Annotated in this window: 23 protein-coding genes; 10 read left to right on the forward strand and 13 right to left on the reverse strand. The window is 67.9% G+C overall.

Features of this window, described 5'->3' with window-relative positions; all coding sequences use genetic code 11:
- Window positions 1-39: 39 nt before the first annotated feature.
- The 4 genes from RV045_RS02620 to RV045_RS02635 are packed head-to-tail and all read left to right on the forward strand — an operon-like array spanning window position 40 to window position 4,184.
- Window positions 40-1,281, forward strand: a complete 1,242-nt coding sequence (locus RV045_RS02620; RefSeq protein ID WP_423234206.1) for an ABC transporter substrate-binding protein — start codon at window positions 40-42, stop codon at window positions 1,279-1,281.
- Window positions 1,254-2,912 carry an ABC transporter permease gene (locus RV045_RS02625; RefSeq protein WP_423234207.1) on the forward strand — a complete coding sequence of 553 codons (1,659 nt, stop codon included), beginning with the start codon at window positions 1,254-1,256 and terminating at the stop codon, window positions 2,910-2,912. Before RV045_RS02620 ends, RV045_RS02625 begins: the two co-directional genes overlap by 28 nt.
- Window positions 2,909-3,577 (forward strand): ATP-binding cassette domain-containing protein, encoded by a 669-nt coding sequence (locus tag RV045_RS02630; protein WP_423234208.1) that lies wholly within the window; start codon window positions 2,909-2,911, stop codon window positions 3,575-3,577. Before RV045_RS02625 ends, RV045_RS02630 begins: the two co-directional genes overlap by 4 nt.
- A complete protein-coding gene (locus RV045_RS02635) occupies window positions 3,570-4,184 on the forward strand; it encodes a CDP-alcohol phosphatidyltransferase family protein (protein WP_423234209.1) in 615 nt (204 codons plus the stop codon). The genes RV045_RS02630 and RV045_RS02635 overlap by 8 nt, the downstream gene beginning before the upstream one ends.
- A gap of 6 nt (window positions 4,185-4,190) precedes the next feature.
- Here RV045_RS02635 and RV045_RS02640 read toward each other — a convergent pair whose 3' ends face one another.
- From RV045_RS02640 to trmB, 8 genes are all read right to left on the reverse strand, one after another.
- Window positions 4,191-5,558 (reverse strand): glutamine synthetase family protein, encoded by a 1,368-nt coding sequence (locus tag RV045_RS02640; protein WP_423234210.1) that lies wholly within the window; start codon window positions 5,556-5,558, stop codon window positions 4,191-4,193.
- Window positions 5,559-5,824: 266 nt separating this feature from the next.
- Entirely contained in the window at window positions 5,825-6,241 is a 417-nt protein-coding gene (locus RV045_RS02645) for a type II toxin-antitoxin system VapC family toxin (RefSeq protein ID WP_423234211.1), read from the reverse strand.
- Window positions 6,238-6,501, reverse strand: a complete 264-nt coding sequence (locus RV045_RS02650) for an antitoxin (protein WP_423234212.1) — start codon at window positions 6,499-6,501, stop codon at window positions 6,238-6,240. The genes RV045_RS02645 and RV045_RS02650 overlap by 4 nt, the downstream gene beginning before the upstream one ends.
- Window positions 6,502-6,577: 76 nt before the next feature.
- Complete coding sequence (locus tag RV045_RS02655) at window positions 6,578-7,879, reverse strand: NAD(P)/FAD-dependent oxidoreductase (RefSeq protein WP_423234213.1); 1,302 nt, start codon at window positions 7,877-7,879, stop codon at window positions 6,578-6,580.
- A gap of 79 nt (window positions 7,880-7,958) precedes the next feature.
- A complete protein-coding gene (gene speB, locus RV045_RS02660; protein WP_423234214.1) occupies window positions 7,959-8,897 on the reverse strand; it encodes an agmatinase in 939 nt (312 codons plus the stop codon).
- A 24-nt stretch (window positions 8,898-8,921) separates the two neighbouring features.
- Window positions 8,922-11,531, reverse strand: a complete 2,610-nt coding sequence (mdeB, locus tag RV045_RS02665) for an alpha-ketoglutarate dehydrogenase (RefSeq protein ID WP_423234215.1) — start codon at window positions 11,529-11,531, stop codon at window positions 8,922-8,924.
- 63 nt (window positions 11,532-11,594) lie between these two features.
- Window positions 11,595-12,575: a M48 family metallopeptidase gene (locus tag RV045_RS02670; protein WP_423234216.1), complete on the reverse strand. Its 981-nt coding sequence runs from the start codon at window positions 12,573-12,575 to the stop codon at window positions 11,595-11,597.
- Between the two features lie 94 nt (window positions 12,576-12,669).
- Entirely contained in the window at window positions 12,670-13,413 is a 744-nt protein-coding gene (gene trmB, locus RV045_RS02675) for a tRNA (guanosine(46)-N7)-methyltransferase TrmB (RefSeq protein ID WP_423234217.1), read from the reverse strand.
- Window positions 13,414-13,497: 84 nt separating this feature from the next.
- On the opposite strand from trmB, the gene cysM reads away from it, so the two are divergent.
- The gene (gene cysM, locus RV045_RS02680; protein ID WP_423234218.1) at window positions 13,498-14,421 is read left to right on the forward strand and encodes a cysteine synthase CysM; all 924 of its coding nucleotides are present in this window, start codon (window positions 13,498-13,500) and stop codon (window positions 14,419-14,421) included.
- 24 nt (window positions 14,422-14,445) lie between these two features.
- On the opposite strand, the gene pyrF is transcribed toward cysM, so the two are convergent.
- Together pyrF and purB are read right to left on the reverse strand one after the other, a co-directional pair.
- Window positions 14,446-15,297, reverse strand: coding sequence for an orotidine-5'-phosphate decarboxylase (pyrF, locus tag RV045_RS02685; protein ID WP_423234219.1), 852 nt, complete (start codon window positions 15,295-15,297; stop codon window positions 14,446-14,448).
- A gap of 2 nt (window positions 15,298-15,299) precedes the next feature.
- On the reverse strand, window positions 15,300-16,763 hold the full coding sequence (gene purB, locus RV045_RS02690) for an adenylosuccinate lyase (RefSeq protein WP_423234220.1): 1,464 nt from the start codon (window positions 16,761-16,763) through the stop codon (window positions 15,300-15,302).
- A gap of 144 nt (window positions 16,764-16,907) precedes the next feature.
- Here purB and RV045_RS02695 point away from each other — a divergent pair, with 144 nt between their 5' ends.
- The 4 genes from RV045_RS02695 to RV045_RS02710 are packed head-to-tail and all read left to right on the forward strand — an operon-like array spanning window position 16,908 to window position 20,221.
- Window positions 16,908-17,525: a glutathione S-transferase family protein gene (locus RV045_RS02695; RefSeq protein WP_423234221.1), complete on the forward strand. Its 618-nt coding sequence runs from the start codon at window positions 16,908-16,910 to the stop codon at window positions 17,523-17,525.
- On the forward strand, window positions 17,525-18,718 hold the full coding sequence (metX, locus tag RV045_RS02700) for a homoserine O-succinyltransferase MetX (RefSeq protein WP_423234222.1): 1,194 nt from the start codon (window positions 17,525-17,527) through the stop codon (window positions 18,716-18,718). The genes RV045_RS02695 and metX overlap by 1 nt, the downstream gene beginning before the upstream one ends.
- Complete coding sequence (metW, locus tag RV045_RS02705; protein WP_423234223.1) at window positions 18,715-19,314, forward strand: methionine biosynthesis protein MetW; 600 nt, start codon at window positions 18,715-18,717, stop codon at window positions 19,312-19,314. Before metX ends, metW begins: the two co-directional genes overlap by 4 nt.
- 13 nt (window positions 19,315-19,327) lie before the next feature.
- Window positions 19,328-20,221, forward strand: a complete 894-nt coding sequence (locus RV045_RS02710) for an NAD(P)-dependent oxidoreductase (protein WP_423234224.1) — start codon at window positions 19,328-19,330, stop codon at window positions 20,219-20,221.
- A gap of 7 nt (window positions 20,222-20,228) precedes the next feature.
- Here RV045_RS02710 and RV045_RS02715 read toward each other — a convergent pair whose 3' ends face one another.
- The 3 genes from RV045_RS02715 to RV045_RS02725 all read right to left on the reverse strand — a co-directional run bounded on the left by RV045_RS02715 (window position 20,229) and on the right by RV045_RS02725 (window position 22,507).
- A complete protein-coding gene (locus RV045_RS02715; RefSeq protein ID WP_423234225.1) occupies window positions 20,229-20,957 on the reverse strand; it encodes an RES family NAD+ phosphorylase in 729 nt (242 codons plus the stop codon).
- The gene (locus tag RV045_RS02720) at window positions 20,957-21,391 is read right to left on the reverse strand and encodes an antitoxin Xre/MbcA/ParS toxin-binding domain-containing protein (RefSeq protein ID WP_423234226.1); all 435 of its coding nucleotides are present in this window, start codon (window positions 21,389-21,391) and stop codon (window positions 20,957-20,959) included. Before RV045_RS02720 ends, RV045_RS02715 begins: the two co-directional genes overlap by 1 nt.
- A 93-nt stretch (window positions 21,392-21,484) precedes the next feature.
- A complete protein-coding gene (locus tag RV045_RS02725; RefSeq protein ID WP_423234327.1) occupies window positions 21,485-22,507 on the reverse strand; it encodes a LacI family DNA-binding transcriptional regulator in 1,023 nt (340 codons plus the stop codon).
- Between the two features lie 310 nt (window positions 22,508-22,817).
- Here RV045_RS02725 and RV045_RS02730 point away from each other — a divergent pair, with 310 nt between their 5' ends.
- Entirely contained in the window at window positions 22,818-24,890 is a 2,073-nt protein-coding gene (locus RV045_RS02730) for a beta-galactosidase (protein WP_423234227.1), read from the forward strand.
- Window positions 24,891-24,939 lie beyond the last annotated feature (49 nt).

Raw genomic sequence — 24,939 nt, forward strand, 5'->3', positions numbered from 1 at the left:
GCCCGATCCCGCTGATTTTTCCCCAAAAAGGATGTCCTGATGATTCCGACCCCCCTGATTCAACGCCGCCGCCTCCTGCAGGGGCTGGGCCTTGGCCTGGCGGCGCTGAGCCCGCTGGCCCGTGCCAGCTCGCCAAAGGCGCCCCAGGCTTCAAAGGCAACCGCGGCCTGGTCCGCGATCGAGAGCGCCGCGCGCGGCCAGACCGTCTACTTCAACGCCTGGGGCGGCGGCGACACCAGCAACGCCTACATCGCCTGGGCCGCCGACGAAATCGCCCGGCGCTACGGCGTCACCCTGCGCCACGTCAAGGTCAGCGACACGGCGGACGTGGTGCGCCGCATCCAGCTGGAAAGCGCGCAGCGCCAGCCTGGCACGGTCGATCTGGTCTGGATCAACGGCGAGAACTTCAAAACGCTCAAAGACGGCCGGCTGCTCTTCGGCCCCTGGGCGCAGCAGCTGCCCAACTGGCCGCTGGTTGATACGCGCCTGCCGGTGATGCGCGATTTCTCCGAATCCACCGATGGCCTGGAATCGCCCTGGGGCAAGGCGCAGCTGACCTTCATCGCCGACCGCCGCCAGGTTAGCACGCCGCCGCGCTCGGCGGCCGAATGGCTGGCCTTTGCCCGCGCCAACCCCGGTCGCACCAGCTACCCACGCCCGCCCGATTTCCACGGCACGACCTTTCTCAAGCAGCTGCTGCTGGAACTGGCGCCCGACTCCGCCGTACTCGCCCAGCCCGTCAGCGACGCCCCGCTGGCCGCAGCGACCACCCCGCTGTGGGCCTGGCTGGACCAGATCCACCCGCTGCAGTGGCGCCAGGGCCGCGAGTTCCCGGCCAGCGCCGCCGAGATGAACCGCATGCTGGGCGATGGCGAGCTGAAGCTGTCGCTCACCTTCAACCCCACCGAAGCCGCGCACCTGATCCTGAAGGGCGATCTGCCCGCCACCTGCTACAGCTTTGGCTGGACCCGGGGCACGATAGGCAATGTGCACTTTCTGGCGATTCCGGCCAACGCGCGGGCACCGGCCGGGGCGCAGGTGGTGGCCAATTTCCTGCTGTCGCCGCAGGCGCAGGTGCGCAAGGCCGACGTGCGCGTCTGGGGCGATCCCAGCGTGCTGAAGCCCGAGGTGCTGGCGCAGGCCCAGAAAGCCCAGGGCGGCGCCGCGTCGCAGAATCTGCCCGGTCTGCTGACCGAGACCGTGCCCGTTCGGCCCGAGCCCCACGCCTCGTGGGTGAGCGCGCTGGAGCGCGAATGGCTCAAGCGCTACGGCACACGCTGAAGGGCGTGCTGTCGGGAACCGCTCTGCGCCAGAGCCTTTCCCCGCCCGGTCTCCTGGCCGTGGCCGGGATGGCGCTGGTCGTCCTGCCGCTGCTGCCGGGTCTGGCGCCGCTGCTGGCCGCCCAGACGGCGCAGTCCTGGCAGGCGCTGTTCTCCGACGACCAGACGCTGGCGGCGCTGCGCGTGACGCTGGTCTCTGCCCTGCTCAGCACCGGGCTGGCGACTGTGCTGGCGCTGCTGGTCACGGCCAGTGTCTACCCCGGCGCGGCCTGGTCCCGCCTGCAGCGCCGCCTGCCCGCCGTGCTGGCCCTGCCGCACGCGGCCTACGCCATCGGGGCGTTTTTTCTGCTGTCGCCCTCCGGCTGGCTGGCCCGGCTGATCAGCCCGCTGATGGGCTGGGACGCGCCACCCGACGTGGCCGTGGTACGCGACGCGCACGGCGTGGGCCTGGGCCTGCTGCTGGGGCTGAAGGAAGCGCTCTTCCTGCTGTGGGTGCTGGCCGCCGTGCTGCAGGAAGGCCCGCAGCAGCGCCAGATGACGCTACTACGCAGCATGGGTTACCGCAGCGGACAGATCTGGCTGCAGGTGCTGCTGCCGCAGCTGCTGCCGCGTCTGGCCTGGCCGCTGCTGGCGGTGCTGGCCTACAGCGTGTCGGTGGTCGATGTGGCGCTGATCCTGGGGCCAGGATCGCCGCCCAGCCTGGCCGTGCTGGCCTGGCGCTGGCTTTACGACGGCGATGCGGCCCTGCAGGCGCAAGGCGCCGCCGCCACGGCGCTGCTGCTGGGCGTTTTCCTGGCGCTGGTGGGGTTGGCGGGGCTGTTGTGGCGGGCGCTGCTGCTTGTGTGGCGCCAGCCCGGTGGTCGGCGCTGGCCCGCCCGCGGCCCGCGCGGACCCGTGCTGTCCCACGCGCTGATGGCTTTTTTCGCCGCCGTGGCGCTGGTGATTGCGCTGTGGTCGGTGGCCGGACCGTGGTTCTTCCCGGATGTGCTGCCCAGCCGCGTGACGCTGCAGGGCTGGCAGGACGCCAGCCTGGTTCCGCTGTGGACCGCGCTGGTGCTGGGCGCGGGCAGCGCGCTGCTGGGTGCGGCGCTGGTGCTGCTGTGGCTGGATTTCGGCCCGCGCACGCTGGACCGCTGGCTTTATCTGCCGCTGATCGTGCCCGCACTGCCGCTGGCCGCCGGGCAGTACCATGCGGTCCTGCTGGCCGGGCTGTCCGGCCATGTGCTCACCGTTTTGTGGGCCCACCTGCTGTGGGTGATTCCTTATATGCTGCTGACCCTGGCCGGCCCCCACGCGGGGCTGGATCCTCGCCTGATGAGCACTGCGCGCAGCCTGGGCCTGAGCCGCTGGCAGACCAGCTGGCGCGTGCGCTGGCCGCTGCTGCTGCGCCCGATTCTGGCCGCGCTGGCCATCGGCTTTGCCGTGAGCGTGGCGCAGTATCTGCCCACGCTGTTTGCGGGCGGCGGGCGCGTCGCCACCGTCACCACCGAAGCTGTGGCGCTGAGCAGCGGCGGCAACCGCCGCACCATCGCCGTACAGGCCGCGCTGCAGATGCTGCTGCCGCTGGCCGTTTTTGCCGCCGCCACGCTGGCCGGACAGTGGGCCGGGCGCCAGCGCCGGAGCTGGCGATGAAGCACGCCATGATGCTGGAGCTGCGCGACGCCCACCTGAGCCTGGACGGCCGCACGCTCTTCTCCCCTTTGAGCGCCCGCGTCGCGCCCGGCGAAGTCCTGACGCTGATGGGGCCGTCGGGCTGCGGCAAATCCACGCTGCTGTCCTGGATGCTGGGCGATCTGCCCGCCGCCTTCGCCGCCAGCGGCACGCTGTGGCTGGGCGATGAGCGCCTGGACACGCGGCCCATCGACCAGCGCCGCGTCGGCATTCTCTTCCAGGACGATCTGCTCTTCGGGCACCTGACAGTGCTGCAGAACCTGCTGCTGGCCATGCCGCCAAAATCCCGCGCGCAGACCCGCGCCGAGCGCCAGACCCAAGCGCTGGCGCTGCTGGAGACCGTGGGCCTGGCGGGCTTGGGCGGACGCGATCCGGCCACGCTGTCGGGCGGGCAGCGCGCCCGCGTCAGCCTGCTGCGCGCCCTGCTGGCCGAGCCGCGCGCCCTGCTGCTGGACGAGCCTTTCAGCCGCCTGGACATGGCGCTGCGCGCGCAGTTCCGTCAGTTTGTGTTTGATCAGATCGCCCAGCGCGGCATCCCCGCCGTGCTGGTCACCCACGACCCCGCAGACCAGCCACCCGGCGGACGCTGCATTTCACTGACGCCGCCTGAGAGTCTCCATGTTTGACAGCCAACTGCTCGCTTTGGGCAAAGCGCCTCTGGGCCGCCTGGCCGACACCCTGCACCGCCGGGGCTGGCACGCCGACACCGTCACCGGGTGCGGTTTTGTCGCCGCGCTGGTCGCCGCCGCGCTGATCGTGGCCGGTCACAGCACGCTGGCGCTGGTGGCCATCGCGGCCAATCGCCTGGCCGACGGCCTGGACGGCGAACTGGCGCGCCGCGCTGGGCCGACCGACCGGGGCGCCTTTCTGGACATCACGCTGGACTTTCTGTTTTACGCGATGATTCCGCTGGCCTTCGCGCTGGCCGACCCCGCCGCCAACGCCCTGGCCGCAGCGGTGCTGATTTTCAGCTTCATCGGCACAGGCACCAGCTTTCTGGCCTTCGCCATCCTGGCGCAGCGGCGCGGCCTGAGCAGCACGCGCTACCCCAGCAAAGGCTTTTACTACCTGGGCGGCCTGACCGAAGCCGGCGAAACGCTGGCGGTGTTCACGCTGATGGCGCTTTTTCCCGCCTGGTTTGTGCCGCTGGCTTACGGTTTTGCGCTGCTGTGCCTCATCAGCACCGCCTTGCGCATCCGCGCCGGGCTGGAGGCTTTCCAAGCGCCGGATTGATCCCGTTCAGACGTGCAGCAGCAGGTGCTCGCGCTCCCAGGGCGAGATCACTTTCATGAACTCTTCAAACTCCAGCTCCTTGATTTCCGAGTAGACGGTGATGAATTCGCGCCCCAGCACCTCGTGCAGATCGGTTTCGCGGCGCAGGCTCTCCAGCGCCTGCCCCAGCGACCGGGGCAGCGAATACGGCGACAGATAAGCGTCGCCCATCATCTGCGGTTTGGGTTCTATTTTCTGCACCAGGCCCAGATACCCGCAGGCCAGCGTCATCGCCATGGCGATATACGGGTTGGCATCTGCACCGATCACCCGGTTTTCAACCCGCCGCGCCGAAGGCGTTGAAATCGGCGAGCGTATGCCCACCGTGCGGTTATCCATGCCCCATTCGATATTGATGGGCGCCGCCGTATCGCGCGACAGGCGGCGGTAGCTGTTGACATAAGGCGCCACCAGCGCCATCGCCGCCGGAATATAGCGCTGCAAGCCACCGATATAATGCAGAAACTGCTGCGAGGGCGATCCATCCTCGTTGCTGAATACATTGTGGCCGGTCGTCGCATCCAGCAGACTCTGGTGAATATGCATGGCGCTGCCGGGCTCGCCCGCCACGGGCTTGGCCATGAAGGTGGCATACATATCGTGGCGCAGCGCGGCCTCGCGCACCGTGCGTTTGAACAGAAATACCTCGTCCGCCAGGCCCAGCGGCGAGGCGTGGAAGAAATTGATTTCCATCTGCCCGGCGCCGATCTCATGAATCAGCGTATCCACGTTCAAGGCCATGCGCTCGCAGTAATCGTAGATATCCTCGAAGAGCGGATCAAACTCGTTGACCGCATCGATGCTGTAGGCCTGGCGCGAAGTTTCCGCCCGCCCACTGCGGCCGACCGGAGCGCGCAGCGGCGTGTTGGGGTCGGTGTTGCGCGCGGTGAGATAAAACTCCAGCTCCGGCGCAACCACGGGCTGCAGGCCCAGATCGGCGTAAAGCCCGCAGACCCGGCGCAGCACCGAGCGCGGCGCAAACGGCACCAGCACGCCCGCGTGGTCAAAGCAGTCGTGGATGACCTGCGCCGTCGGGTCCACCGCCCAGGGCACGATGCGCGCCGTGGCCGGATCGGGCCGCAGCTGCATGTCCTTGTCGGTGGGGTCGATCACATCGTAATAGGGCCCGCTCTCGGGGAACTCGCCCGTCACGCCCATCGCCACGATGGCCTGCGGCAGCCGCATCCCGCGATCCTCGGTGAACTTCGCCCGAGGCAGAATCTTGCCCCGCGCCACCCCGGTCAGATCGGGCACCAGGCACTCGATCTCCGTCACCTTGCGCTGGTCCAGCCAGTGCTCCAGCTCGTTAAAACTGCCAATGGGCTCGTGTTTCATGCCTGCTCCCTGTGTGTCTCGTTGCGGGCCGCCGCCCCGGACAGCCTGGGCGGTATTGTGCCTGTGCGGGCGGGCAATTTCTGTGAAGCGCTGCTCTGGAATCAGCTCAAAAAGGGCAAATTCAAGGGGCTGGATTTTGACCGGCAGAAAGTCATCGGCAATATATTGTGGATTTGTATTGCACCGAGAAAATGCGGTCATTGCGGTGGACGGCAGCAGTCGCAATCACCTCACAGGGCCGGTTCATGCCACAGCATAGAATTTCATCAGCTCACAGGCGTCACCCAGTCTTCCAGCTTCAAGCCCTCAACGCGCTGAAACTCACGTGTGTTGTGAGTGACCAGGGTCGCGTTTTCCGCCAGGGCGTGGCAGGCGATCCAGAGGTCATTGGCGCCGATGGGGGTTCCGGCCTCTTTCAGGCGGGTGAACTGCCTTGCATAGTGCTGGCAGATGCGGATGCCGTCGGGATAGAGCACCGTCACTTGCCTGGCCAGCGCATCCAGCCGTCGAAGCACCTGGGGCTTGCGGGTGCTGCGCTCCGCGCCCTTAAGCAGTTCGGCCCAGGTGACAAAGGACATGCACAGACGAACATCCTGCGGCAATGCATCCACCCGCTGAGCAATGGCAGGCGGCTGGTTCTTGATCAAGTAGATCAGAATATGGGTGTCCAGCAGGTAAATCACAGCGCCTCGCGCTCCTGCAGGGGCTGGGTGTCAGCCCTGTCAGCCTCCAGCGCGGCAACGAAGTCTCCATCGGCCTCGCTCACACCCCGCAGAGCTGCGAGCAGGGCCGCGCCGCGCTCAGCCTGCAGTGGGTGGATGACCAGATCGCCATATTCATTGCGCGTGACGCTCACCCGGTCAGTGTCCAGACGGAACTCTGCCGGGATGCGCACAGCCTGGCTGTTGCCGTTGTTGAAGACGCGGGAAGTCAACGTTTCCATAAATATTCTCAGTGTGTACGTTTATGTGTGTATTTTGACGTTAGAACTGAAGAATTGCAAGCCAGACCCGCCTCCCTCAAACCAGATCCCGCAGCCTGTGCCACGCCATTCCCAGCACCAGGCTGGGGGTACGCAGCGCGGCCCCGCCGGGGAAGCGGTGGTGCTGAAGGCGGGCGAAGACGTCGAAGCGTTCGGCCTGACCGGCTACGGCCTGCGCCACCAGCTGTCCGGCCAGGCCGGTCAGCGCGACGCCGTGGCCGCTGAAGCCTTGCAGGTAGTAAATGTTGTCGCCCAGGCGGCCAAAATCGGGGGCGCGGTTCATGCTGATATCGACAAAACCGCCCCAGACGAAATCCACCGGCGTGCCGCGCAGCGCAGGGAAAACCTGGGCCATGCGCCGCGCCATGCGCTGGCCCAAGGCCAGCGGGGTGCGGGTGGAATAGCTCACCCGCCCGCCAAACAGCAGGCGGTGGTCGGCGCTGAAGCGGAAATAATCCAGCACGAAATTGTTGTCGCACACGGCGGCGTTGGACGGGATCAGGCGCTGGCGCAGTTCGGGCGCCAGCGGCGCGGTACCGATGATGTAGGTGCCCACGGGCATGATGCGGGCGCTCAGTTCCGGCGCGACGCCCGGGCCGTATTCGCCCAGCGTGCAGTTGCCCGCCAGCACGGCAAAATCGGCCGTCACGCGGCCCAGCGCGGTCTGCGCGACCACCTTGGGGTCGCGCTGCAGGGCGGTCACGGGCGAATGCTCGAACATCTGCACGCCAAGCGCCTGCGCGGCGCGCGCCAGCCCCAGGCCGTAGCGCAGCGGGTGCAGGTGGCCGGACACGGCCTCGTAGGCGCTGGCGCAGTAGCGCGGGCTCCCGATGTGCTGCGCCACGTCCGCGCCGCTGGCGAACTGGGTGGCCAGGCCGTAGTGCTGCCCCATATGCTGCATGTCGGCTTCCAGCGCGCGGGCCTTGCGCGGGCTGTCGGCCACGTACAGGTAGCCTTTGACCAGATCGCAGTCGATGTCGTGCGCGGCAACGCGCTCGTCGATCAGCTGGATGGCCTGCAGCGACATGTCCCAGGCCAGGCGGGCGTCGGCGGCGCCCAGCTGGCGCTCGAAGGGCTCCTGGCCGCTGGCGTAGCCGACGATGAACTGCCCACCGTTGCGCCCGGAGGCGCCCGCGCACAGGCGGTCGGCCTCCAGCAGCGCCACGCGGTAGCCGCGCTGCGCCAGCTCCAGCGCCGCCGACAGCCCGGCAAAGCCGCCGCCGACCACCAGCACGTCGGCGTGCACGTCGCCGCGCAGTGGCGCAAGCGCGGGCGGACGCTGCGCGCTGGCCTCGTAGTAGCTGGAGCGCTTCAGGGCGATATCGGCGTCGATCAGCATGGCGGCATCAGGGCATCAGGGCATCAGGGCATCAGGGCATCAGGGCATCAGGGCATCAGGGCATCAGGGCATCACGGGTTCAGGAGAGCTGGCGCTGGCGCGCGGCGTGGCGCACGGCCTGGGCGGACAGATAGGTCCACACAAAGGTGGCGGCGGCCTGGCTGGTCAGCTCGGCGTGGTCGTAGGCTGGGGCGACTTCGACGCAGTCCATGCCGATGAAGTTCAGGTCGCTCAGGCCTTCGAGGAAGGTCAGCACCTGCGAGCTGCTCAGGCCGCCGGGCTCGGGGGTGCCGGTGCCGGGCGCAAAAGCCGGGTCCAGGCAATCGATGTCCAGCGTCAGGTAGCAGGGCTGGGGGCCGATGCGGGTGCGAATGTCGGCCAGAAGTGAGCTCAGGCCTTCGCCGTCGCGGCCGCGCAGTTCGCGGGCGGTGTAAATGGCGCCGCCCTGCTCTTTCACGTAATCGCGCGCGGCGCGCTCGCCGCTGGACCGGATGCCGATCTGCACCGTGCGCTGCGGGTCAACCAGGCCTTCCTGAATGGCTTCATACGTCCAGGTGCCGTGGCCGGAAGGCTCGCCGAAGTGGTCGGTCCAGGTGTCGCAGTGGGCGTCGAAGTGGATCAGCGCCAGCGGCCCGTGCAGTGCGCGGGCGCAGCGCAGCAGGGGCAGCGTGACGGAGTGGTCGCCACCGATGAACACGCAGTGGTGCCGCGCCATCAGCGTGCTGGCCTGCGCTTCGATGGCGCGGCGCACGTCCGCCAGCGGCGAGGCATTGGGCAGCGCCATGTCGCGCGCGTCGCCCAGCAGCGCGACGGGGCTGACATCAAACACCGGGTGGATGCCGTCGCACAGCATCAGCGAGGCGCGGCGCACCTCCTGCGGGCCAAAGCGGGCGCCGGGCCGGTGGGTTACCGCGCCGTCAAACGGAATGCCGCAGATGGCCAGCGGCTGGTCCGCCAGCGCGGGCACGCCCAGAAAATGGTTGCCGTTGCTGGCGTAGGCAAAGTTTCCGGTGCTCATGAAGGTCTCCAGTGGGTCGCCTGATCAGGACGATGGGCTTGCCGCCTGCAGCGCATCCAGCGCCCTCTGTGCCGTTTGCGCAATGCTCGCCGCATCGACCTGAAAGTAAGCGCGCAGCGCCGCGCGCGTGTCGCTGCGGCCAAAGCCGTCGGTGCCCAGGGTGTGCAGGCGGCGGCCTTCGGGGACGAAGGCGCGCACGCTCTCGGGCACCAGGCGGACGTAGTCGCTGGCCGCCACAACCGGCCCAGCGCCGCCCGCCAGCAGGCGCGTCAGGTGCGATTGTGCGCCCTGCGCCTGACCGTCGCGGGCCAGTTCGCTCCAGCTGGTGATGCTCAGCACCTCAGACGCAATGCCCTGCCCGGCCAGAAGCTCGGCGGCGCGGATCACCTCGGTCAGGATGGCGCCCGAGCCCATCAGCGTCACGCGCTGCGCAGCGTCCTGCGGCCCGTACTGGCCGAAGCGGTAGCCGCCTTTAAGCACGCCCTCGTGCGCATCCGGCGGCAGATCGGGCTGGGCGTAGTTCTCGTTCATCAGGGTGACGTAGTAGAAAACGTCCTTCTGCTCGACCAGCATCTCGCGCAGGCCGTGGTCGATGATGACGGCCATCTCGCCCGCGAAGGCCGGATCGTACGCCCGGCAGTTGGGGATGGTGGACGCCACCAGGTGGCTGCTGCCGTCCTGGTGCTGCAGGCCCTCGCCGCCCAGCGTGGTGCGGCCGGATGTGGCGCCCAGCAGAAAGCCCCGCGCGCGCTGGTCGGCGGCGGCCCAGATGGCGTCGCCCACGCGCTGAAAGCCGAACATGCTGTAGTAGATGTAAAACGGCAGCATGGCCAGGCCGTGCACGCTGTAGCTGGTCGCGGCGGCCGTCCAGCTGGCCAGGGCGCCAGCTTCGCTGATGCCTTCTTCCAGGATCTGGCCGTCCAGCGCCTCGCGGTAACTGAGGATGGTGTCGATGTCTTCGGGGGCGTAGCGCTGGCCCACGCTGCTGTAGATGCCGACCTGCCGGAACAGGTTGGCCATGCCGAAGGTGCGCGCCTCGTCGGCCACGATGGGCACGATGCGGGGCCCGAGCTGCGGCTCTTTGAGCAGGCTGCCCAGCATGCGCACAAAAGCCGTGGTGGTGCTCATGACCTTGCCATCCGCCTGCAGCGCGAACTGCGCGTAGGCCTGCAGGGGCGGCACGGGCACCACGTCGCAGGCGGTCTCGCGGCGCGGCATGGCGCCGCCCAAGGCCTCGCGGTGCTGGCGCAGGTAGCGCATCTCGGGGCTGTCCTCCGCCGGGCGGAAGAAGGCCAGGCCCTGCGCCTGTTCGTCGCTCAGGGGCAGGCTGAAGCGGTTGCGGAACTCGATCAGGTCGGCGCCCTCGAACTTCTTCTGGCTGTGCGTGGTCATGCGGCCCTGGCCCGCGCTGCCCATGCCGTAGCCTTTTTTGGTGTGCGCCAGGATCACCGTGGGCTGGCCGGTGTGCGCCGCCGCCGCTGCGTAGGCCGCGTGAATCTTGACCAGATCGTGCCCGCCACGCTTCAGGCGATCGATCTGCTCGTCGGTCATGCCCTGCGCCAGCCGCGCCAGTTCCTCGTTCTGGCCGAAGAAGCTGTCGCGGTTGAAGCGGCCATCTTTGGCGGCGAAGGTCTGCATCTGGCCGTCCACCGTCTCAGCCAGTGCACGCAGCAAGGCGCCGCTGTGATCGCGGGCGAAGAGGCCGTCCCAGTCGCTGCCCCAGACCAGCTTGATGACGTTCCAGCCGGCCCCGGCGAAGAGTTTTTCCAGCTCGTCGATGATGCGGCCGTTGCCGCGCACCGGGCCGTCCAGGCGCTGCAGGTTGCAGTTCACCACCCAGACCAGGTTGTCCAGCTTTTCGCGGGCGGCCAGGGTGAGCGCGCTCATGCTCTCGGGCTCGTCCATTTCGCCGTCGCCAAACACGCCCCAGACCTTGCGTGGGCTGCAGTCGAGCAACTGCCGGTGCGTCAGGTAGCGCATGAAGCGCGCGTGGTAGATCGAGCTGATCGGGCCGATGCCCATGGAGCCGGTGGGGAACTGCCAGAAATCCGGCATCAGCCAGGGGTGCGGATAGCTGGACAGGCCGCGCGCGCCCGCCGCCGGGGCGGTGATCTCCTGGCGGTAGTGCAGCAGATCGTCCTCGCTCAGGCGGCCTTCCAGGTAGGCGCGGGCGTAAACGCCGGGCGCGCTGTGTGGCTGAAAGAAGACCAGGTCGCCGCCGTGCTGTTCGCTTTTCGCGTGGAAGAAGTGGTTGAAGCCGGTTTCGAACAGGTCGGCCGCGCTGGCGTAGCTGGCGATGTGGCCGCCCAGCTCGCCGTAGGCCTGGTTGGCGCGCACCACCATGGCCAGCGCGTTCCAGCGCATCAGCGACGCCAGGCGCTCCTCGATGGCCAGATCGCCCGGAAACACCGGCTGCTCATCGACCGCGATGGTGTTCATGTAGGGCGTGTTCAGATCGGGCTGCCAGCCCAGACGCTGCTGGCGCGCCACGCGGGCCAGCTCGTCCAGAATCTGGCGCGCACGCGGCGCGCCATCACGCTGCGCCAGGGTCAGCAGGGCCTCGCGCCACTCGGCGGTTTCGGCAGGATCGGGATCGGTCGGGGGCGTGATCCCGCTTGGGGGCAGATTATTCATGGCAGTCTCCTGCCTGGACTGTAGCGCAGTCTGGGGGCTTCAGGCAGCGTGGTCAGACCAGGATCACTGCGGATCCGGCTTTGTCGTCCCGCCCGCGTGCATCAGGTGACCGGCACGGCGCTCCACCAGCGCGCGCACGCGCCAGTTGATGTTGGGGTGGGTGTTGAAGAAGTTGTAGATCAGATCCCAGCGGCTGGTCTGCCTGACGTGGTCGTCCAGATACTGCTGGAAGTTGACCTGGCCGTACAGCTGCTTGCCCGCCGCCAGCATCAGCAGGCCTCGGTGGGCGCCCTCGCCCGCCATGCAGGCGCCCAGCTTGTCGCAGCCGTATTCGCGCGAGCGGCTCAGTGGCTGGCCCAGCACGAAGTTCAGCCCGGCAAAGCCCGCCGATACGGCCAGCAGGTTGTACCACCAGCGCACGTGGTTCAGGCGCACATGGCCCATCTCGTGGCCCAGGATGAAACGCAGCGAGGCCCAGTCCTGGTTGGCCAGACAGCGCTCCAGCAGGTCGGAATACACCACCGAATAGGCCCGCCAGCCCGGCACGCAGGTGGCAAAAGCGTTGAGCAGGCCGTTGCCATTGCGCACATACAGTTCGGGCGGGGGATTCATGTCCATTTTCGCGGCCATATCCACCCACATGGCCCAGACTTCCGGATACTGGTTCGGGCCGATTTTCACGCCATTGGCGCGCGATTCACCGTAAGTGCTGCCGATGAAATACAGCATATACAGCACCAGAGCCGCCGGAGCCAGAAGCACGATGGGCCAATGCAGCCACTGCAGGGCGTCGATCAGCTCGCGTTCTTCGCCACTGAGCTTTTTCAGCACATCGTCATCGGACAGGCTGGCAGATTCGGGGTGCGCCGCGTGGTAATCCTCGACCGCCGAGACTTGGGCCATATCGACCAGCTGGTCGTGGAAGAAAGACGCGCCCAGCGCCAGCAGAAAAACCGTCACTGAGATAATGGCGGCAATGGTCAGCAGCCGCAGTTCCAGCGGGTGCCGACAGCGGCGGATCATGTCGCGGGTTTCAGATTTCATGGGGGATTCCGTGGGGTTTATGGTTTATGGTTTACGTTTTCAAACAGAATCATCAGGAAACCTGATTGAATCCCCTCAGGCCACCCGGCCGCTTTCAGCCGCTGTTGCGCTGCAGCACCAGATCCCACACGCCGTGGCCCAGGCGCAGGCCGCGCGCTTCAAAGCGCGTTTCGGGGCGGTAATCGGGGCGCGGACTGTAGCCGTCGGGCTGCACGCCGGGCGCGCTGTGCCAGTCGGGTGCGGCCGACATCACGGCGCGCATCTGCTCGGCGTAGGGCTGCCAGTCGGTCGCCAGGTGCAGGTAGCCGCCCGGGCGCACATGGCGGGCCAGGTGGGCGACAAATTCGGGCTGGATCAGGCGGCGCTTGTGGTGGCGCGCCTTGTGCCAGGGGTCGGGGAAGAAGATGTGGACCCCGGCCAGGCTGGCGGGCGGGATCATGTGCTCCAGCACCTCGATGGCGTCGTGCTGCACGATGCGCACGTTGCCGAGCGAGCGCTCGCCGATCATTTTCAGCAGCGAACCCACGCCCGGCGTGTGGACTTCGGCGCCGATGAAATCCACCTCGGGTTTCAGCGCCGCAATGTGCGCCGTGGCGTGGCCCATGCCGAAACCGATCTCCAGCACACGCGGCGCCTGGCGGCCAAACACCGCAGCCCAGTCGGGCGGCTGCGCGGTGTGGGGCAGGACAAAGCGCGGGCCCAGCTCTTCCAGCGCGCGGACCTGGCCGCTGCCCATGCGCCCGGCGCGCAGCACAAAGGTGCGCACGCGGCGGTGGTGGGCGGGCGTGGTGGTGGTCCCGGGAGACGATTCGGGTGCAGGAGTTGGGGCGTCGGTCATGTCAGGGTCACTGGTGGAGGCTTGGGCGCTATTCTGCCGCATGCCTGTACACTGCCAGCCACCTGTTTCAGCCCCTGCCCCACCATGAGCCACGCAAGCCCGCACCCCGACTATCCCACCCTGGAAGACCTGATCGGCCACACGCCGCTCGTGCGCCTGCAGCGTCTGGCGCCGCAGTGGCTGCAGGATCGTGGCAATGTGCTGCTGGGCAAGCTGGAGGGCAACAACCCGGCCGGATCGGTGAAAGACCGCCCGGCGATGAACATGATCCGGCGCAGCCAGGAGCGCGGCGAGATCAAGCCCGGCGACACCCTGATCGAGGCCACCTCGGGCAACACCGGCATCGCGCTGGCCATGGCCGCCGCCATCCGCGGCTATCGCATGATCCTGATCATGCCGGAGGATCTGTCCATCGAGCGCGCCCAGACCATGCGCGCCTTTGGCGCCGAGCTGATCCTGACGCCCCGCTCCGGCGGCATGGAATACGCCCGCGATCTGGCCCTGCACATGCAGTCCCAGGGCCAAGGCAAGGTGCTGGACCAGTTCGGCAACGCCGACAACCCGGCCGCGCACGTCGAATCCACCGGCCCGGAAATCTGGAAGGACACCCACGGCCGCATCACCCACTTTGTGTCCGCCATGGGCACCACCGGCACCATCACCGGCGTGTCGCGCTACCTGAAGGGCCAGAACCCGCAGGTGAAAATCATCGGCGCGCAGCCCGCCGAAGGCTCGCGCATCCCCGGCATCCGCAAGTGGCCGCAGGCCTACCAGCCGGCCATTTTTGACGCCAGTGCGGTGGACGAAACCATCGAGGTCAACCAGAGCGATGCCGAAGACATGGCCCGCCGCCTGGCCCGCGAGGAAGGCCTGTTTGCAGGCATCTCCGCCGCCGGCGCCTGCTGGGCCGCGCTGCAGGTGGCCGCCACGGTAGAGAACGCCACGCTGGTGTTCATCGTCTGCGACCGGGGCGACCGGTATCTGTCGACGGGTGTTTTTCCGGCGTGATGCTGCCCTGAGTGGATTTGGGCTTTACAGCGGCGCCGCCAGCGCCGCATTCAGCTCGTCGCGCAGCGCCTGCGCCGCAGCACGCGCTGCCTGCGCAAAATCAGTGCCTGACCCGGCATAAATCACGGCGCGGCTGGCGTTGACCACCAGCGTGCCCGGCCCCGCCCAGCCCGCGCGGACCACAGCCGCCGCGTCGCCGCCCTGCGCGCCCACGCCGGGCACCAGCAGCGGCAGGCCGGGCGCCAGTTCGCGAACGCGGGCCAGCTCCTGCGGGTAGGTCGCTCCGACCACCAGGCCCGTCTGGCCGTGCGGATCCCACTGCGATGCGGCCAGACGCGCCACGCGCTCATACAGGCGCTCGCCGGGTGGCCCGGCCGCATCCTGCAAAGGCAGCTGCTGCAGATCATCTCCGCCCGGGTTGGACGTGCGGCACAGCAGGAACAGCCCGCGCTGCGGGTAATCCCAGTAGGGCGAGATCGAATCCGAGCCCATATAAGGCGACAGCGTCAGCGCGTCGGCCCCGTAGCGCTCGAAGGCCTCGCGGGCGTACTGCGCGGCGGTCGAGCCGATGTCGCCGCGCTTGGCGTCCAGAATGACGGGCACCTGCGGCGCCACGGCGCGGATGTGCGCCAGCAGGCGCTCCAGCTGCGCCTCGCCGCCGCTGTGCGCGGCAAAGTAGGCGATCTGCGGCTTGAAGGCGCAGACCCGGTCGGCGGTGGCGTCGACGATGGCGGCGCAGAAGGCAAAGAGCGCATCCGGCTGGTCACGCAGCGCTTCGGGCAGGCGCGAGGGCTCGGGGTCCAGGCCCACGCACAGCAGGCTGCGGTTCTGGCGCTGGGCCTGCTCCAGCTGGTGGCGGAAATCGGGGCGCGCCATGCTCAACGTCCGGCGCTCTGGCCATCGAGAAGGGCCAGCGCCTCACTCGCGGCGCGCTGCGCCAGCGCCTGCGCCTGGCCCACATAGGCCGCCGGGGTCATGGCCAGCAGTCGGGCCTTATCGGCCTCGGGCAGGGCCAGTTGGGGGTCGTTGACAAAGCCCTGCATCAGCTCGCGCGTCATGGGTTTGCCGCGCGTGTAGGCCTTGAGCTGCTCGTAGGGCTCAGGCAGGCCGTGGCGGCGCATGACGGTCTGGATGGGCTCGGCCAGCACCTCCCAGGCGCTGTCCAGATCGGCGTCCAGCGCGGCGGCGTTCAGTTCCAGCTTCGCCAGGCCTTTGTCCAGGCTGGCCAGCGCCAGCAGGCTGTAGCCCAGCGCCACGCCCATATTGCGCAGCACGGTGGAATCGGTCAGGTCGCGCTGCCAGCGGCTGATGGGCAGCTTGGCGCTCAGGTGGCCCAGCAGCGCGTTGGCCAGACCCAGGTTGCCTTCGGCGTTCTCGAAATCAATGGGGTTGACCTTGTGCGGCATGGTCGAGGATCCGACTTCGCCGTCTTTCAGCTTCTGCTTGAAATAACCCAGGCTGATGTAGCCCCAGACATCGCGGCTGAAATCGATCAGGATGGTGTTGAAACGGGCCAGCGCGTCAAAGAGGCGCGCCATGTAATCGTGCGGCTCGATCTGGATGGTGTAGGGGTTGAAGGCCAGGCCCAGACCCTGCTCGACCACCTGGCGGCTGAAGGCTTCCCAGTCAAAATCGGGCCAGGCGCTCAGGTGAGCGTTGTAATTACCCACAGCCCCATTCATTTTGGCCAGCAGCGCGACGCTGGCAAACTGCTGGCGCGCGTCCATCAGGCGCACCAGCACGTTGGCGATTTCCTTGCCCACCGTGGTCGGGCTGGCCGTCTGGCCGTGCGTGCGGCTGAGCATGGGCTGGGCCGCGTGCGTCTGCGCCATCGCCGCGAGGCGGCGCAGCACGCCGTCCATGGCGGGCAGCAGCACCTGGCTGCGCGCCTCGCCCAGCATCAGGGCGTGGCTGGTGTTGTTGATGTCCTCGCTGGTGCAGGCAAAGTGGACAAATTCCTTGGCCTGCGCCAGACCGCCGATGGCGTCCAGCTGCGCCTTCAGCCAGTATTCGACCGCCTTCACGTCGTGATTGGTCGTCTTCTCGGTGTCTTTGATCCATTGCGCGTCAGCCAGCGAGAACTGCTGGCCCAGCCCCATCAGCGCCGCATCCTGCGCGGCAGTCAGGGGCGGCAGCTCGGCAAAACCGGCGCGGGAGAGCTGGCGCAGCCACTCGATTTCGACACGCACGCGGCTGCGGATCAGCCCGAATTCGGAGAGATGGTCGCGCAACGCACCGACCTGGCGCTGGTAGCGGCCGTCCAGCGGCGACAGCGCCTGCAGCGCGGCAGCAGATTCGGGAGAGACCGGGTGACCGGCTGAAGAAGCAGCAAAAGAAGACATGGCAGCGGCAGCAATGACAGACAATGGCCAGCCGTCTGACCCTGGCCATGGGCCTGTCCCATGCAAACTTCTGCCCGGCGCCGTCTCATTCTGGCCACGTCCGTGGCTAAAATCGCCATCATACAACCTCAGGATGAGTGAACCATGAAGCTGTTGGGATCGCTGACCAGCCCGTTTGTGCGCAAGGTGCGCGTGGTGCTGGCCGAGAAAAAACTGGATTGCACCTTCGTGCCGGAAGACGTCTGGAACGAGGACAAAATCCTCAAAATCAACCCCTTGGGTCAGGTGCCCTGCCTGGTCATGGAAGGCGGCGAAGCCGTTTTTGATTCGCGCGTCATCGTCGAATACCTGGACACGCTCTCGCCCGTGGGCAAGCTGATTCCGCCCAGCGGCCGCGAGCGCCTGGAAGTGCGCATTTTCGAGGCGCTGTGCGACGGCATCATGGAAGCCACCGTGAAAGTCTTCCTGGAAAAGAACTGGAAGGGCCGCACCGACGCCCAGCGCAGCCCCGCCTGGATCGAGCGCCAGATGGGCAAAATCAACGCGGCGCTGGACATGCTGGCCGACCGCGTGGGCGAGCGCAACTGGTGCACCGGACAGCACTTCTCCATGGCCGACGTGACGGCCGGCTGTGCGCTCGATTACCTGGTGTTGCGCTGCCCGGACCTCGACTGGCGCAGCCGCCACCCGTCGCTCGTGCGCCTGCAGGAGAAACTGTCGCAGCGCCCCAGCTTCCAGGCCACCCGGCCGCCGCAGCCCTGATGGCCGAAGCAGCCAAAGCGGTGCCGGAGCAGCGCCTCACCCTGCCCGGCCCCATCACCTTGCGCAGCGGCCAGACGGTCGGCCCCATCGAACTGGTTTACGAGACGCACGGGCAGCTGAACGCCGACGCCAGCAACGCCGTGCTGGTTTGCCATGCGCTCAACGCCAGCCACCACATCGCCGGGGTCAACGCCGCCGGTCAGACGGGCTGGTGGGACAACCTGATCGGCCCGGGCAAAGCGGTGGACACCCAGCGCTTTTTCGTCATCGGCGTGAACAACCCCGGCTCGTGTTTTGGCTCGACCGGGCCCATGCACACCAACCCGGCCACCGGCCAGCCTTACGGCGCCGATTTCCCGGTGATGACGGTGGAAGACTGGGTGATGATCCAGGCGATGCTGCTCGATCACCTGGGCATCCGCCAGCTGGCCGCTGTGCTGGGCGGCAGCCTGGGCGGGATGCAGGCGCTGGCCTGGTCGCTGCAGTACCCGCAGCGCCTGCGCCACTGCGTGGCCGTGGCCACCGCGCCCAGCCTGTCGGCGCAGAACATCGCTTTCAACGAGGTGGCGCGCCGCGCCATCATCACCGACCCCGATTTCCACGGCGGCCACTTCTACGCCCATGGCGTCGTGCCGCAGCGCGGCCTGCGCGTGGCGCGCATGATCGGGCACATCACCTACCTGTCCGACGACAGCATGGAAGCGCGCTTTGGCCGCACCACGCGCCGCGACAGTCTGGCCAGAAAGGCCGGCGGCGCAGGCGACACCAGCTACGGCTACACCACGCAGGACATCGAGTTCGAGGTCGAAAGCTATCTGCGCCACCAAGGCGAAAAGTTCAGCGGCTATTTCGACGCCAACACCTACCTGCTGATCACGCGGGCGCTGGATTATTTCGATCCGGCGCGCGAACACGGCGGCGATCTGTCCAAAGCCTTCGCGCACGCGACGGCGCAGTTCCTGGTGATCAGCTTCAGCACCGACTGGCGCTTTTCGCCGCTGCGCTCGCGCGAGATCGTCCAGGCGCTGGTCGACAACCGCCACACCGTCAGCTACGCCGAAATCGACGCGCCGCACGGCCACGACGCCTTCCTGCTGGACGACGCGCGCTACCACGGCGTGGTCGCGGCCTACTTCGGCCGGATCGCGCAGGCGCTGCCTGCTGTCCGCAACACGGCCGGGAGCGCCGCATGAATCCCGTCATGTCCACCCTGCCCGACGACCTGGCGGCCATCGCCACCCTGGTGCCCTGGGGCTCGCGCGTGCTCGATCTGGGCTGTGGCCCCGGCCATCTGCTGCGCCACCTGCTGCAGGACAGGCAGTGCAGCGGCTACGGGGTCGAGCTGGATGACGCCAACGTGCTGGCCTGCGTGCAGCAGGGCCTGCCCGTGCTGCAGCGCGATCTGGAAGAAGGTTTGCAGATGTTTGGTGACCAGACTTTCGATGTGGTGCTGCAGCTGCAGACGCTGCAGAGCCTGCGCAACGTCGAAGCCATGCTGCGCGAGATCGCCCGCGTGGGTCGCACCGGCATCGTCAGCTTCCCCAACTTCGCGCACTGGCCGCACCGCCTGAGCGTACTGCGCGGGCGCATGCCCGTCAGCAAAAGCCTGCCTTTCGAGTGGTACGACACGCCCAACATCCGTGTCGGCACCTACGCCGATTTCGGCCATCTGGCCACGCGCAACGGCCTGAAAATCACCGACGCCTTCGGCCTGGACCGGGGCCGCGTCATCCGCCACGGCATCAACTGGCGTGCCAGCCTGGCGGTGTTCAAGCTGGCCCGCGCCTGAAAGACCCTGCCCCATGAGCACGACCTCCGCTTCCACTTCCGTCGCCTTCGCGGGCCTGGGCGTCATGGGCTTCCCCATGGCCGGGCACCTGGTGCGCGCCGGGCACAGCGTCAGCGTCTGGAACCGCAGCGCAGAAAAAGCCAGCCGCTGGGTTCAGGCCCACCCGCAGGGCCAGAGTGCCGCCACCCCCGCCGACGCCGCCCGCACCGCCCGCGTGGTGCTGATGTGCCTGGGCAACGACGACGACGTGCGCGCCGTGGTTTATGGCGACAGCGGTCTGCTGGCCGGCATCGCGCCGGGCAGCGTGCTGGTCGATCACACCACCGCCTCGGTCGAGCTGGCTCAGGAGCTTCACGCGCGCTGCCAGGAGCGCGGCGTGGGCTTTGTCGATGCCCCGGTATCGGGCGGCCAGGCGGGCGCCGAAAACGGCCAGCTCACCATCATGTGCGGCGGGTCGCAAGACGACTTCTCCGCCGCGCAGCCCGTCATGGCCGCTTACGCCCGAGCCGTCACGCGCCTGGGCGATTGCGGCAGTGGCCAGAAGGCCAAAATGGTCAACCAGATCGCCATCGCCGGGCTGCTGCAGGGCCTGGCCGAAGCCATCTCTTTTGGCGAGCGCGCCGGGCTGCCCATGCACCAGGTCATCGACGTGATCAGCCAGGGCGCTGCGCAGAGCTGGCAGATGAACAACCGCGCCCACACCATGATCGACGGCCGGTTCGATTTCGGCTTCGCCATCGACTGGATGGCCAAGGATCTGGGCCTGGTCCTGCAGGAAGCGCGCCGCAATGGCGCCACCCTGCCCGTCACCGCGCTGGTCGACCAGTTCTACAGCGAACTGCGCCGCGAGGGCCTGGGCCGCAGCGACACCTCGGTGCTGATCGAGCGTCTGCGCGAGAAAAGCTGAACCGGCTTCATCCAGGAAGATCGCCCAGGTCGAGCACCCAGGGTGCGCTGTCCCGACCGCGCGTTACGGTGACGCGGCCACCGTCGAGCTGATAGCTCAGGAAGCAGGCCACGCGCGGGTCTGAGAGCCGATCCGGATGCAGGATGGCGGCGTTCCAGCCGCTGTTCCAGGCCGCGCTGCGGCGCGCCGAGCGCACCAGCAGGCCCGGGTGTCCTTCGCGGTGCAGTCGCGCGCCCAGCGCCTGCGATAGCGAATAATCCCGCCGGTCCAGAATGCCGAGCCCGGGCTCGGCCGTGCGGCGCAGGTCGGCCAGCAGCGCTGTGCAGCGCACCAGGTAGACCTTGCGCTCGGCCTGCACGCTGTGCTGCTGCAGCCCCGCGTCGGCCAGAAAGCCGTTCGCCCAGTGGTGGACGGTTTCGTAGATTGTGGTCTCGACGGTGTCCGAGCCGTACCATACGCCAAACTGCCCGTCCGAAAAGCGGCTGGCGCCGGGGTGATCGAAGGGCCACTGCACCGCGCCCATCCAGGCCGCTTCCTCGAAGGGCCGGTGGATGACAGGCTGCGGCGAGACATGGCTGCGCGGCCGCGCCTGGTGCTCGGCCTGCTGGGCGATGCGCCAGTCGGCGGGGCTGTCGCTGAGGTCGTCGAACAAGTCCTGCGATTCGCGCAGCGACACGATGTTGCGCGCCAGATCCTGATCCAGATCGCACAGGCTGGCGCCGTCGAGCACGCCCATTAGCGGCCCCGCGCCCGGTCCAGGTAGCCGCGCACCGCCAGCAGCCCGGCAAAACCCAGATCGCAGATCAGATCAACGGGCGTGCGCTGATCGAAAGCGCGGTTGGGCCGCGACATCCAGCCGTAGGCCAGTGCGCGGTCGTGCGGAAACAGCAGGCGCAGATTTTTGTGGATGGCCAGCAGGTGGCCCACGCGATCCTGCTGGTCGCGCCCGGAGCCGATGGGCTCGCCTCGCCGGTAACGCGCCAGCGCCGCCCGGTTGCCCGGCGCGAGTCCCAGCAGGTTGGCCTGCGCCTCGGTGCTGATCTGCCAGTGGTCTAGCAGCGTCATCACCATGACCGCCAGGCGGCTGCGGTCGTGCGCTTCGTCCTCGGGGGGGGCGGCAGACGCAAAGTCTGTGGCGTCGGAAACGGGCTGGTTTGGGGTCTGGCTCATGGGGTGTCCTGTCTGCGCAGGAGTTTAGCGCAGATGGACGATAGAAACAATATTTGGTTTAGTTGCTACATAATGCCTGCTTTCTGATCCTGATTACACCCCCGCCACACTCTGCCGCTGCACCAGCGGGCACTCGATTTTCAGCAGCGGGCGGGCGCCCTCGCCCTGGCTGGCGCGGGCCTGGACTTCTTCCAGCAGGGTTTCGACGGCGCAGTGGCCCATCTCGAAGTTGGGCAGCACCACGGTGGTCAGCGGCGGGTGGGTGTGGCGGGAGATTTCCTGATCGTCGTAGCCCATGACGGACACGTCCTGCGGCACGGCCAGGCCCAGCGAGCGCACGGCCTCCAGGGCGCCGATGGCCATCAGGTCGTTGGCGCAGAAAATGGCGCTGGGCGGTCGCGGCAGCGCCATCAGCGAGAGCGTGGCTTCGTAGCCGGTGCCGGACATCCAGTCGCCATCGCGGACCAGTTCAGGGTCGAAGGGCAGATCGGCAGTGGCCAGCGCGCGGCGGTAACCTTTGAGGCGGTCTTTGGCCGCTTCCATCCACGGTTCGCCGTTGATGAAGGCGATGCGCTGGTGGCCCTGGCGGATCAGGTGCTCGGTGGCGGTGTGGCCACCGGCCAGCTCGCCGGGCACCACGGTGGGCAGGCGGTGGCGGTCGTCGTGGCAGTTGAGCAGCACGGTGGGCCAGGCCAGCAGCGCCTCGGGCACCTGCACCGCGCGCGTGAAAATCGCCGAATAGACAAAGCCCAGCAGCTGCGGGTGCGCCAAGTGGGCGGCGATCAGCTCTTTTTCCAGCGCGGCATCGCCGTGCGTGACGCTGACCTGGACGATGAGATCGCGGTCCCGCGCCGCCGCCACCGCCCCGTCGATGTTGACCACAGGGTGCGGGCTGGTGGAAATCTCGTCCACCAGATAGGCAATGACGTTGCGCCGCGCGGCCGTTTCGGGCTCGGCGCGGGCCCCCTGGCGCTGCGGCAGGGCGTAGCCCAGCTTGCGCGCCTCGCGCAGCACGCGCTGGCGCGTCGTCGCCGACAGCCGCGCGCTGGTGTTGTTGTTCAGCACCATGGACACCGTGGACTGCGACACGCCGGCCGCCTTGGCCACGTCGGTCATCGTCGGCCGCACGGCAGGGGCTGGCGGGCTGGCGGGAACAGGGCTGGCAGGAACGGGGGGCGCCATGGGGGATCCAGTCGAACGTCGGTGACGGAAATGAAAATATTTATCGAATATCGAATTAATCTGAAAATTAAATGCAGCAACTGGACAATAATTATCGTCTGTATGGGCTGATATTTTCAGGGCCCGATTGTGGCCAGAATTCTCCTCTGCTTTGAACCCAGGGAATTCACTGATTTTATTAGCACAAATGACGCTAATAATTATCTCATCCCATGCAGACCTGTTTGGCCCCATCGCAAAGACCATGACCGCTAGCCCCGCACCCACCGCCCCGCCTGTTCTCGGGGTGTGCTACTACCCCGAGCAGTGGCCCACCGCCTGGTGGGAATCCGACGCCCAGCGCATGGCGCAGATGGGGCTGAAGCGGGTGCGGCTGGCCGAGTTCGCCTGGGCGCAGATCGAGCCCCGCCCCGGCCAGTTTGACTGGGCCTGGCTGGATCAGGCCATCGCCACCCTGCACGCAGAAGGCCTGGGCATCATCCTGTGCACGCCCACGGCTACGCCGCCGCTGTGGCTGGTTCAGGCCCACCCCGACATCCTGGCGCTGGACGAGCGCGGCGCTCCGCGCCAGTTTGGTTCGCGCCGCCACTACTGCTTTTCCAGCCAGCGCTACCGCCAGGAATCGCAGCGCATCACCCGCGCCATCGCCCAGCGCTATGGCGAGCATCCGGCCGTCGTCGCCTGGCAGACCGACAACGAGTACGGCTGCCACAGCACGGTGCTGAGCGCGTCGCAGGACGCCAAAGCCGCTTTCCGCGAGTGGCTGCGCCAGCGCTACACCCGCATTGAAGCGCTGAACCAGGCCTGGGGCACCGCCTTCTGGAGCATGGCGGTGGCGTCCTTCGACGACATCCAGCCGCCGCTGCAGACCGTGACCGAGGCCAACCCGTCCGCCGTGCTGGACTGGCGGCGCTTCAGTTCCGACCAGGTCGCGGCCTTCAACCGCGAGCAGGTGGACATCCTGCGCGAGTGCTCGCCCGGCCGCCCGGTGACGCACAACTTCATGGGATTCTTCACCGAGTTCGATCACCACCGCGTCGCCCGCGACCTGGACTGGGCCACGCTGGACAGCTATCCGCTGGGCTTCACCCAGATGTTCTTCCTGGACGAGGCTGAGAAGCGCCGCTGGGCGCGCACCGGACACCCCGATATTCCCGGCTTTCACTACGACCTGTACCGCGGCCTGTGCGCCAGCCGCCGCTGGGGCATCATGGAACAGCAGCCCGGCCCGGTGAACTGGGCGCACTGGAACCCCGCGCCCCACCCCGGCATGGTTCGGCTGTGGAGCTGGCAGGCGCTGGCGCACGGCGCCGAGCTGGTCAGCTACTTCCGCTGGCGCCAGGCGCCTTTCGCGCAGGAACAGATGCACGCGGGCCTGCTGCGCCCGGACAGCAGCGACGACCAGGGCGCGATCGAAGCCCGCCAGACCGCGCAGGAACTCGCCCGGGTGCTCGCCGCCGGTGTGCCGCTTGGCGCGCAGGATGACGCCACGCACGCCCAGGCCACGGCGCAGCGCGTGGCGCTGGTGGTCGATTACGACGCGCTGTGGATGGCACAGATCCAGCCTCAGGGGCGCGATTTTGATCTGCTGGAGCTGGTCTTTCGCGTGTACAGCGCGCTGCGCTCGCTGGCGCTGGATGTGGACATCGTCGGGCCGGACGCGGCGCTGGACGGCTATCCGCTCATCATCGCCGGGGCGCTGTGGTCGCTGGACGAAGCCCGCACGGTGCGCCTGACGCAGGCCGCCCAGCGCGGCGCCCGCCTGCTGCTGCTGCCGCGCACGGGCAGCAAGACGGCAGATTTTCAGATTCCGTACGGCCTGCCGCCCGGGCCGCTGGCTGATCTGGCCGGTGTGCGCGTGCAGCGTGTGGCCTCGACGCCCGCCGCCTGGCCGCTGGCGCTGCGCACGGCGCCCGACTCGGTCCGCGCCGGGATTCCGCAAGACTTGAGCGGCCAGCGCTGGCAGGAAAGCCTGCTGCTGGCCGAAAACACCACGGCGCTCGTCCGCTTTGACGACGGCAGTGCGGCGCTCACGGCCCACAGCATCGGCAGCGGCCGCGTTTACTACCTGGCCACCTGGCTGGCGGGCGCCGACTGGCCGCGCCTGCTGGGCGCGCTGGCCTCGCTGGAGGGTCTGACGGGCCTGGCCGTGCAGCCGCTGGGCGACGGCGTGCGCATCAGCCGCTGGGGCGATCTGCACCTGGCGGTCAACCTGGACGACAGCCCGGCCAATATCGACATCGCCCCCGGCAGCGATGTGCTGCTGGGCGGCGTCACCCTGCCCCCGCGCGGTCTGGCGCTGTGGCGCAGCCGCTGACCCCGACATCCTGAGTTTTTTCCGTTCCCCAAACCACAACCCCCGGAGA

The sequence above is a fragment of the Amphibiibacter pelophylacis genome (genome assembly GCF_037688875.1).
Taxonomy (GTDB): domain Bacteria; phylum Pseudomonadota; class Gammaproteobacteria; order Burkholderiales; family Burkholderiaceae_C; genus Amphibiibacter; species Amphibiibacter pelophylacis.